This window comes from Jilunia laotingensis (assembly GCF_014385165.1).
GTDB classification, from domain to species: Bacteria; Bacteroidota; Bacteroidia; order Bacteroidales; family Bacteroidaceae; genus Bacteroides; species Bacteroides laotingensis.
Window position 1 is genome coordinate 4,379,232 of the sequence record NZ_JACRTF010000001.1, and the last position, 11,173, is coordinate 4,390,404.

An 11,173-nucleotide genomic window follows, 5' to 3' on the forward strand; every position below is an offset into this window, starting at 1 on the left:
ATAGATGTTTCGCCGGATTCTTCCGAACTTTGCACCCGTAATCAATAACAAGACATATAGTCATGAAAAAGACATCCACAGTACAATTGGTGCGCAATGCCACCTTGAAAATCAGGTATGCGGGACACACCATGCTAATTGACCCCGTTTTAGCCGACAAAGGCACTTTGATATCGGCCCTCGGTGTGAATAAAACACCGAGGGTACACCTCACCATTCCTATTCAGGATATTATCGGAGGCGTGGACATGGTGCTCCTGACCCACAATCACATCGACCATTACGAGCCGAGTGTCCCCACACATTTGCCCAAAGAAATTCCTTTCTACGTTCAGCCCCAGGACGCGGACGCCATCAGAAACGACGGATTTACAAATGTGATACCCATCGAAGAAATAAAAACAATAGACGGCATATCCATTTACCGCACGACCGGACATCATGGTTTCGGGCAGATCGGGCAGATGATGGGACCTGTATCAGGTTATGTGCTAAAAGCCGAGGGCTTCCCGACCGTTTATATAATGGGTGACTGCCGATGGGAAGCATGTATCCGAGACACCGTGGAACGGTTCAATCCTGACTATATCGTGGTAAACTCCGGAGGTGCAATCTTTCCCGAATTTTCCAAAACGGACGGTCCTATCATCCCCGACGAGAACGAAGTGATGCAGATACTTGACGAATTGCCTTCGCATATCAAGCTGATAGCCGTACACATGGATGCCATCGACCATTGCCAGACCACCCGTGCAATTCTGCGCAATGAGGCAACGCATCACGAAGCCGACATGAGCCGGCTGATTATCCCGGAGGACGGAGAAACAGTTGTGTTATGAGTGTCTGCATTAAATCCCTGATAAAAAACATGAACATAGTGGTAGGGTGCACTATAGGATGCCCTTACTGCTATGCCCGTAACAACTGCCGCCGTTTCCACATTACCGACGACTTTTCCGTGCCTGAATACATGGAACGAAAACTGCGCATCATCGATACGTCCCGTCCTCATGTGTGGCTCATGACAGGAATGAGCGATTTCTCCGATTGGAAGCCTGAATGGAACGCAGAAATTTTCGAGCGGATCAGCAGCAATCCCCAGCACGCCTATATCTTTCTGACGAAGCGCCCTGACAAAATCAGTTTCTCCTCTGACGACGAGAACGTATGGATGGGCGTGACCGTCACGCGCAGTTCCGAGAAAAGGAGGATTGATGATTTGAAAAAGAATATCAAAGCACGACACTACCATGTCACGTTTGAACCTCTCTTCGATGATATCGGCGAGATTGATTTCGAGGGAATTGACTGGATTGTCATAGGCACAGAGACCGGAAACCGAAAAGGAAAGTCATATTCGCGCCCCGAATGGGTGCTTAGCATTGCAGAACAGGCAAAGGCTCATGGCATACCGGTGTTCATGAAAGAGGATTTGCTGCCGATTATGGGCGACGAAAGAATGATTCAGGAATTGCCGGAACAATTTACCAGACGAATACAATGAATATGGATACAATAAAGGAAATAGATGTAAAGAGTGTAATGACCAAATCCTCTCTGCCGGTGGGAGGATATTCGGTCAACCCTTATGTAGGGTGTCCCCACGCCTGCAGGTATTGCTACGCATCGTTCATGAAACGGTTCACCGGGCACACCGAGCCGTGGGGTACGTTTTTAGATGTAAAAAACTGGAAGCCGATAACGAATCCTCATAAATACGACGGTGAACGTGTTGTAATAGGGTCTGTGACGGACGGTTACAATCCGTATGAAGAAGAATTCCACCGTACCCGAAGGCTGCTCGAAGAGCTGCGAGGAAGCGATGCCGAGATTATGATATGCACAAAGTCCGATCTTGTCCTTCGCGATCTCGACCTGTTGAAGAGTTTTCCCAAAGTGACTGTGTCATGGTCTGTCAATACGCTCGACGAGCAGTTCTGCGCAGATATGGACAACGCCGTAAGCATTGAACGCCGTCTGAAAGCGATGCGTCAGACATACGAGGCAGGTATCCGCACCGTATGCTTCGTCTCGCCCATATTCCCCAGAATAACAGACGTGAAGGCAATAATAGAGGAGGTAAAAGATTATGCTGATTTAATCTGGCTTGAAAACCTGAATTTACGCGGGCAGTTCAAAGGCGGGATAATGACGTATATCCGTGAGAAGTATCCTGACCTCATACCGCTTTACGAGGAAATTTACAATAAAAAAAGGCTTGAATACTGGCAGGCATTGGAGCAGGACATTTCAAATTACGCCAAGGAGCAGGGCTTCCCGTATCGTATAAACGATCTGCCATACGGACGCTCGGAAAAAGGCAAACCTGTCATCGTAAACTACTTCTACCACGAAAAAATACGATTGACAAAATGAGGCTATGCCGGACTGATGCAGAAAAGTTGTAGCGCGGATAAAAGCACCATGTATGTGGATAATATCCGGCAATCTTCCGAGCGTATGCGGGAGATGCTCAACACGCTGCTGGATTTCTTCCGTCTGGACAACGGCAAGGAGCAACCCAACCTTTCCCCTTGCAGGATTTCCGCAATCACGCATATTCTTGAAACGGAGTTCATGCCCATTGCCATGAACAAGGGGCTGACTTTGATAGTGGAGAGCCACACCGATGCGGTGGTTTTGACCGACAAGGAACGTATCCTGCAAATCGGCAACAACTTGTTGTCAAACGCCATCAAGTTCACGGATAACGGTAGTGTATCATTGGCAGCGGATTATGATAACGGTTTGCTGAAACTTATCGTTGAAGATACCGGTACGGGCATGACCGAAGATGAGCAACAACGAGTATTCGGTGCATTTGAACGTCTTTCAAATGCCGCCGCAAAAGACGGCTTCGGATTAGGATTGTCCATCGTGCAGCGTATTGTGGCGATGCTCGGTGGAACTATACGCTTGGAAAGCGAGAAAGGCAAAGGGAGCCGCTTCACGGTGGAAATTCCCATGCAGACAGCCGAGGAACTGCCGGAACAGACAATTCAAGCGCAAATGCGCCATAATCATATCTGCCATGATGTGATTGCCATCGACAATGACGAGGTACTTCTCCTTATGTTGAAAGAAATGTATGCCCATGAAGGGATGCACTGCGATACCTGTACCAATGTTTCGGTACTGATGGAGCTGATACGAAAAAAGGAATACAGCCTGCTTCTGACGGATCTGAATATGCCTGAGATAAGCGGTTTTGAACTGCTGGAACTGTTGCGCTCATCCAATGTAGGCAACTCGAAGAGTATTCCCATAGTCGTGACAACCGCTTCGGGCAGTTGCAGCAAGGAGGAACTTATAGGGCGTGGATTTGCCGGATGCCTGTTCAAGCCGTTCTCCATATCCGAACTGATGGAGATTACGGATAAATGCGCATTAAGCAGCATATTGGATGAAAAGCCGGATTTTTCCACTCTGCTATCTTATGGCAATGAATCCGTCATGCTGGACAAACTGATAGCGGAAACCGAAAAGGAAATGCAGGCGGTCAAGGATGCAGAACAGCGTAAAGACCTCCAAGAACTGGACACACTTACACACCATCTGCGAAGTTCATGGCAGATTCTCCGTGCCGACCAGCCATTGAGGGAACTTTACGCCCAACTTCATGGAAGTGCCACTCCAGATGACGAAGCGATATGCAAAGCGGTGACCGGCTGTGCTGGATAAAGGTGCTGAAATTATCCGGCAGGCAAAAGAAGAAAGGAAAAATACGAAAATGGATAAAACAAGAATCATCGTGGTGGAGGACAATATCGTGTATTGCGAGTTTGTCTGCAACCTGCTGGCACGGGAAGGATTCCGTACCGTGCAGGCTTACCACCTCTCGACCGCGAAGAAACTTCTGCAACAAGCCTCAGACGGGGACATCGTGGTTTCTGACCTACGACTACCCGACGGTGACGGCATCGACCTATTACGATGGATGCGCAAGGAAGGCATGACACAACCGTTAATCATCATGACCAACTATGCCGAAGTGCATACGGCAGTCGAAAGTATGAAACTCGGCTCGCTGGACTATATCCCCAAGCAGCTTGTGGAGGATAAACTTATGCCTCTGCTTCATACCATCCTGAAAGAACGGAGTATCGGACGAAATCGTATGCCCGTTTTTGCCCGTGACAGTTCCGCCTTTCAGAAAATCATGCAACAGATAAGATTAGTTGCCCCTACTGATATGAGCGTGCTGATATTCGGAGAGAACGGCACGGGCAAGGAGCATATCGCCCACCATCTGCATGATAAGAGCAAAAGGGCAGGGAAACCGTTTGTGCCTGTGGACTGCGGTTCACTCTCCAAAGACCTTGCGCCCTCGGCATTCTTCGGACATGTCAAAGGCGCGTTTACGGGTGCGGACAGCACAAAGAAAGGATACTTCAATGAGGCAGAGGGTGGCACATTGTTCTTGGATGAGGTAGGCAATCTCGCATTGGAAACCCAGCAGATGTTACTCCGTGCCATACAGGAACGGAGATACCGCCCTATAGGTGACAAGACGGACAAGAGCTTCAATGTCCGCATCATCGCCGCCACCAACGAGGATCTGGAGAAAGCGGTCATTGAAAAACGTTTCCGACAGGATTTGCTGTACCGTTTGCACGACTTCGAGATAACTGTTCCGCCCTTGCGTGACTGTCAGGAGGACATCATGCCGTTGGCGGAGTTCTTCCGTGAGATTGCCAACAATGAATTGGAATGTAGCGTGACTGGGTTCGATGCGGAAGCCCGTAAGACATTGCTGACCCATCCGTGGCCGGGTAATGTCCGTGAGCTTCGGCAGAAGATAATGGGCGCGGTGTTGCAGGCACAGACGGGAGTTGTCATGAAAGAGCATCTGGAACTGCCGTAACGAAACCGACCTCACCTGTCAGCTTCGCCTTGCGAAACGATGCGGAGGACAAGGAACGCATCTTACGCGCGTTGAAGCAGGCAAACGGAAACCGCAAGGTTGCCGCCGAATTGCTCGGAATCGGACGTACAACGCTGTATAGCAAGTTGGAAGAGTATGGATTAAAGTATAAATTTCAGCAATCATAGCCCGCAACTTGCCGAAAATAGAAGTAACGGTTAAACCGGATTATTCAGCGAAGATAAAAAACGTCCTGTGATAAAAATCATGGGACATTTTGATGTGTATCCGATTTTTATTGCTACTTTTGTACCAAGACGAGAGACATTGACAGCAACTCACAGCAGAACGTAGAAATAGACAGGGTTGCCAAATCATTACCTCATTTTTACCTTATCCTCAGAACTGCTTGCTAATAAAGTGGTTATAAAAATCTTCCAGAATTACAAAAAAAAGAGGAAAAGTTACGTGCCGCCTACAAGCAACTAAGCCAATATTGCGAAGTAGAAGATCGGGAAGAAAAGCCACTGGACAACAGCGAAACAGAACTTTTGCTAACAGACGAAAGCGACACGAGCGTGAAATATCAAACCAGCAGTTTGAACGAGGACCAAAAACAAATCATCGCCGATGCCATATCAAACGTTATGGAAACCACGAAAGAATATTGCGAATCCGATTTCTCACTGGAAAAGCTGGCCACCCTTGTCAATTCGAACAGCAAATATGTTTCGCAAGTCATCAACGAAACATATCAGAAAAATTTCAGTAACTATATTAACGAATACCGTATTCGTGAAGCACGTATACGACTGATGGATATTGAACATTACGGAAACTATACGATAAAAGCAATTTCAGAAAGTTTAGGCTATAAGTCACACGCTACTTTTATTAATGTATTCCGGAAAATCACCGGAATCACTCCTTCCATTTACCAAAAGATGGCAAAAGAGCAGTCTTAAACTGCAATATGCTATTCATAATTCATGAATTGTGAATTTATGCCTCATAAGTTCGCAAAATCAGCTATAAATTCACGAATTGATAATTCTTGCATTTGTAAATCCTGTCTTTTCCGCATACTTTTGAACAAAAAATATCGAGATTATCATCGCAAGAATAATCTAAATGTTCAATCTTAAAAATTATAGTTTTATGAAGAATCTTACTTTTATCGCATGCTTGTGTTTTGCAACTGCTGTGTATGCAGGGAACGACAAACGGCCTTCTAGACTTGCATCCGGTGAGTTGAATCTGGAACAAAGGATCCAAGAACCGGAGATCAAACTTATCGAAGTGGGCGATGCCACTATCCAGCAGATAGTAAAAAAGGAAAAGCAGCCAACCAACTCTCTTAAAGTACCCGCTTTTCTTTCCAAAACAATGCTCAACGAAAAGGAACTGAGGGAAATGGCGGCATACTCGGTAACAGAACAATTAGATAGTGTTGTTAGCAGCCAGTATTCAACAGGCATTAATTATTCAAAACAATACTTTGAATTTGAAAAAGACACACACCTTCCCATGCAGCGTACCAACTCGATGTGGGACGCAAAGACTAATTCTTGGGTTCCAGAAGAGCTATATCGATATACCTGGGATGAAGACGGATATTGCCTGACACAAGAAGTCTACTACCCGAAAGTCAATATGGGTACAAGATATGTTTACACATATAACGAACAAAAATTGGGTAATACTCTGACTGTATATAAGTTCGACATCAGTGTAAGCGATGATTGGTATGTAACTGAAAAAGGTGAATATGAGTATGACGATAAAGGTGACATGACCCAAGAAGCAACGTTCCAATGGGAGGACGGAAAATGGGAACCGGTTATAAAGACACTCGCTGCCCATGATGAGAAGCACAGAATGACTTTGTTCGAACCGTATTATTGGGACGGCAGTGGATGGGTCGGTAATGGTGACAAGAAAGAATATGCCTACGATAAATGGGATAACGTGACATACAACGCCTTTTACATTTGGGGAGAAGTACCCAATGATTGGTTCAAGTGTCAGATCATCGAATCTGAATACACGGAAGACAATCAACCCTCCCAACAACTTTGGAGATACTGGAACCGCAAATATCAGAACTGGACCGGATGCGACGAATGGTGGGGAACCATGTTCAACAATAAGCTGACCAACCAATATTATGATGAAAAAGGACGGGAAATCCGCTCACAGTTCAATGTGTTGTACACTCCCGTTGCCAACGAAGAAGAAGCGGAATATAGCCGCTGTTCAGGCTCGACCGATGAATGGACCGAAATAGAAAATGGGCTGACACAACGCGTTCGTACAGCGACTGTTTACCCGAGTCCCATGAATCCGGATCTTGACGGTGAAAAAGTAACAGACATAGCAACTTGGCATTATGATTCTATGGGAAATCAGGTATACTTTTTTGAAATACATGGTGGCGTTGACTATGAAACCGACGAATACACCTACGAGAATGGAGATTTGGTGAGAAGTTATAAATATGTTTTCAAATCAGGTCTGGCTCAGATCATCAAATATACTTATGATGAATATCACAACGTATTGACCCAACAAAGTGGAAGCAAGAACGAACAAGGAAACAATGACGAAAACTGGACCAACGGAAATCGCTTCGAATATGTTTGGGACACCGAACACGGTGTTATATTGGACAAGAAAGCCTTCTTCTGGAATGGTGTAGAGTATGTTCCGAATTGGGGACAAGCAGCTTCTTACGATTTCGACGCTGACATGTCACAAGTCAACATGTGGCCAGGCGGAGACACCGAATACAAATTGTTGGAGACACGTAATTATGCTAACAATGATGGTGAATGGGACTGGGTAGCTTTCAAATATTACTACTCACCGGCTCCTACCGGTATAGAGAACCAGGTCAGTGACGGAGATATCAAAGTATATCCCAACCCGGTAGTAGATATGCTTTATATCAACTCTCAAGAAAGTGCAGAAATAAACCTGTATAACATGCAAGGAGCTAAGCTGTTGAACACTAACGAAAAGAAAATAGATATGACCGGTTATCCGACCGGACTCTATATCATTGATGTGAATGGAACGAAAACAAAAATCCTTAAGAAATAAGATTTAGTCAACTACATCTAATACTCACTTTTTGAACTTTCCCAATATTTAAGGAAGCTCAAAGATAAATCAAGTAGCGCTTTCCGCATCCGGCAGAAGCGCTACTTTTGTTTGTCCGACAATTCAGCCAAACCATTGGCTTCTTATAACAAACCCAAAGAGATAGATGAAGGCAAAAGGGCAGTCCCAAAGACAACCTGACATTCATAATTCATGAATTGTGAATTCACAACTTAATAAAAGAACGAAATCATTTATCAATTCATAAATCAATAATAATTCCATTTGTGTATTCTACCCTTTCCACCTACTTTTGGAAAAATCAAAAATTATCATCGCAATGACAATCCATTGTTTAATCTTGTAAAATTATAGTTTTATGAAACACTTTACTTTTATCGCATGTTTATGCTTTATGACTGCTGCGCATGCAGGGAATGATAAACGTCCATCGGGCGAAGCCGTCTATCAGACTAACCATCTGATACAAATGTCATCAACTACTCCCGACAAATCGGAAAAAAACGGAGAACCGACAGGTGTAAAATTATTCTTAGATAACTTCGAATACGAAGAAGGAAATCTTGTCGGAAAAGGTGACTGGATAGACTTTAAGTATAATAACCTTGGCGGTGATCCGGCAATCACATTGGTAAATAGCCCACTGCAATATTCTGGCTATCAGAATAACGCTACAGGACTTGCCATCGAATTAGTCGGAAAAGGTGGTGATGCAGCTGTTCCGTTTCAAGGCATCGGTGGTACTATATATGCTTCTATGTTGGTAAATGTTAGTGATGTTACAGATGGGAAAAATGTTGTTTTTGCCTTCAATGCAGGAACTGCTCCTAATAGAGGCAACCATTTCGGCAAGTTAATCATAACGAAAGTAGACGATAAACTAGTCTTCGGAATTGCCCAGAAGTCTAATATCTACGATGAAAATGCTATCCTATATAGTGATAAATATAATTTTAACGAGACGATTCTACTTGTAGTGAAATACTATCAAGGGCCAAAAACAGGTGATGATTTTGTCGAATTATTCGTCAATCCGGACAATCTATCTGGTTCGGAACCTGAAAATGGTCTGAGAACAACAGAAGTACTTGCAGAACCTGCTACAAATTTGAACTTCATCGAGTTGGTACAAAATGGAAGTGCCACAGAAGATTACAAGATGCTTATCGATGCCATTCGCATAGCAACATCTTGGGAAGCCCTATTTGATGAAAGTGAGGTAGAACTGGTTCCTGAAATCATTACACCGAAACAAAGTTATAATTTAGGCTCGATGAAACAGGGGGACGCTCCTCTGGAAACAACAGTCAACATCAAAGCCAAGGATTTGAGAAGCGATTTGACTGTAATTGCTGCCACAGAAGGATATTATACATTCAATACCACCTCTATCAAAAAGGAAGAAGCCGAGAGTGAAAATGGGGTTAATCTTACAATCACATTAGACCCGAAGAATGCACGGATCAAGAATGACCTGATCACCGTTTCCGGAATATTGGTAAACTATCAAATAAGTGTCGAATGGGAATTTGAAGCAGAACCGACCGGTGTAAAGCTGTTCGAAGATGATTTTGAGTATGAAGCGGGAGACCTTGCCGGAAACGGTGACTGGAAAGAATACAAGTATTTTAACATGGGAGGCGATCCCGTTATCAAGTTGGTGGACAATGCGCTGTCATATGCAGATTATCAAGATGAAGCCAAAGGACTTGCCGCAGAATTGAATGGAAAAGGCATGGACATCTCTGCCCAGTTCCAAGGTGTCGGTGGGGTTGTATATGCTTCTCTGTTGGTAAATGTGAGCGAAGCATCAGAATCGGGAAATGCCATTTTTGCCTTCAATGCGGGAACAAAACCTACACCATATGATTGTTTCGGTAAATTGATCGTAAAGAAGGTCGGTGACAAGCTGGCATTCGGTGTCACCCAATATTTGTTTGTTGAAGATAATACCGTGTTTAGTGAAGCGAAGTATAATTTTAACGAACCTGTGCTGCTTGTAGTCAAATACAGTCAAGGACCGGAAAAGGGAGATGACATTGCTGAATTATTTATCAATCCTAAAGACATCTTCGGTGCAGAACCCGAAGATCACCTGAAAACAACGGAGGTATCTACGGAACCGAGTGCAAATTTAAGCTACATCCATTTGATCCAACACAGTGCAACCGATGATAACTATAAGATGTTCGTAGATGCAGTGCGCGTGGCAACTTCCTGGGAGGCATTATTCGATGGCAGTGCAGTCGGACTGGCACCTGAAGTAACAACGGGACAAGGTGCAAAAATTAATTTAGGTACTTTTGAACAAGGAGATGCTCCTTTGGAAAAGACGGTGAACATCAAGGCTAAGAACCTGAGAAGCGATTTAACCGTAAACATGGCTACCGAAGGATATTATACACTCAACGCTACTACCATTAAAAAGGAAGAGGCCGAAAGTGAAAATGGTTTCGATCTTACCATCACATTGAATCCCAAAGATGCTAAAGTGCAGAACGATCTCGTCACGTTCTCCGGAGAAGTAGTCAATTATCCGATCTTAATCGAATGGAATTATACAGGCAAGGCCGATGTGAATACGATTGCCGAACTTCAGGCGATTGATATGAAAGGTAAGTACACATTGATAAATAAAGTACATGTGGAGAATGTCGCATCAACCGACATCAACGGTACATACATCTATACGTTGAAGGATGATTCCGGAACATTAGACGTAGAATATGCAAAAGGTGGCTCGACAACTTCAGCAGTAAACAATATTAAGAAAGGTAATGACGTTCGTAATTTATGTATTATGCTTGCTTTTGAAAATCGGGAAGAAGAACCGATTCCGGTATATACCATTACAGACAGTCCTAATCTGGAAATATTAGAAACGGGTATCCGGAATGCTTTGAGTGAGGAAATCACCGGATACGTCGATGGTAAGTTTATTGCTGAAGGGGCGAAAGCTATCAAGGTGTACGACGTGACCGGAAAACGTATGCTCGAAATCAATGGAGAGGCTTTGTCAATGGAAGAAATTCCGGGTGCCATGTATATCGTGCAATTCACGGACGAAAGCGGAAAAGTACATACATTAAAAGTTATGAAATAATAAGTTTTTATTCAGCATTCTTCTGAATAGTTCAGGGGAATGCTGAATCTGATTCATAAACCGATATATTATAAGAACCAGTA

Annotated in this window: 6 protein-coding genes and 2 pseudogenes; all 8 read left to right on the top strand. The window is 44.1% G+C overall.

The annotated features are described in order from the left end of the window. The first annotated feature begins 62 nt into the window (after positions 1-62). The 8 genes and pseudogenes from H8744_RS17280 (at position 63) to H8744_RS17315 (ending at position 11,090) form a co-directional block, all read left to right on the top strand. On the top strand, positions 63-839 hold the full coding sequence (locus tag H8744_RS17280) for an MBL fold metallo-hydrolase (protein ID WP_004329300.1): 777 nt from the start codon (positions 63-65) through the stop codon (positions 837-839). Continuing rightward, positions 836-1,504 (top strand): radical SAM mobile pair protein A, encoded by a 669-nt coding sequence (locus tag H8744_RS17285; protein ID WP_004329299.1) that lies wholly within the window; start codon positions 836-838, stop codon positions 1,502-1,504. Before H8744_RS17280 ends, H8744_RS17285 begins: the two co-directional genes overlap by 4 nt. Beyond that, complete coding sequence (locus H8744_RS17290) at positions 1,501-2,376, top strand: radical SAM mobile pair protein B (RefSeq protein ID WP_004329298.1); 876 nt, start codon at positions 1,501-1,503, stop codon at positions 2,374-2,376. The genes H8744_RS17285 and H8744_RS17290 overlap by 4 nt, the downstream gene beginning before the upstream one ends. Beyond that, positions 2,377-3,738: pseudogene (locus H8744_RS17295) on the top strand (sensor histidine kinase); the annotation flags it as partial. Continuing rightward, positions 3,731-5,052: pseudogene (locus tag H8744_RS17300) on the top strand (sigma-54-dependent transcriptional regulator). The pseudogenes H8744_RS17295 and H8744_RS17300, both read left to right, overlap by 8 nt. 390 nt (positions 5,053-5,442) lie before the next feature. After that, positions 5,443-5,829 (top strand): helix-turn-helix domain-containing protein, encoded by a 387-nt coding sequence (locus H8744_RS17305; RefSeq protein ID WP_262436039.1) that lies wholly within the window; start codon positions 5,443-5,445, stop codon positions 5,827-5,829. Between the two features lie 193 nt (positions 5,830-6,022). Continuing rightward, positions 6,023-7,966, top strand: coding sequence for a T9SS type A sorting domain-containing protein (locus H8744_RS17310; protein ID WP_262436040.1), 1,944 nt, complete (start codon positions 6,023-6,025; stop codon positions 7,964-7,966). Positions 7,967-8,345: 379 nt separating this feature from the next. After that, positions 8,346-11,090, top strand: a complete 2,745-nt coding sequence (locus H8744_RS17315) for a hypothetical protein (RefSeq protein WP_262436041.1) — start codon at positions 8,346-8,348, stop codon at positions 11,088-11,090. The last annotated feature ends 83 nt before the right edge of the window (positions 11,091-11,173 follow it).

Excerpts from the sequence above, each read along its gene's own strand:
- H8744_RS17290 (WP_004329298.1), top strand. The coding sequence starts at position 1,501 with ATGAATATGGATACAATAAAGGAAATAGATGTAAAGAGTGTAATGACC.
- H8744_RS17280 (WP_004329300.1), top strand. The coding sequence starts at position 63 with ATGAAAAAGACATCCACAGTACAATTGGTGCGCAATGCCACCTTGAAA.
- H8744_RS17310 (WP_262436040.1), top strand. The coding sequence starts at position 6,023 with ATGAAGAATCTTACTTTTATCGCATGCTTGTGTTTTGCAACTGCTGTG.
- H8744_RS17315 (WP_262436041.1), top strand. The coding sequence starts at position 8,346 with ATGAAACACTTTACTTTTATCGCATGTTTATGCTTTATGACTGCTGCG.
- H8744_RS17285 (WP_004329299.1), top strand. The coding sequence starts at position 836 with ATGAGTGTCTGCATTAAATCCCTGATAAAAAACATGAACATAGTGGTA.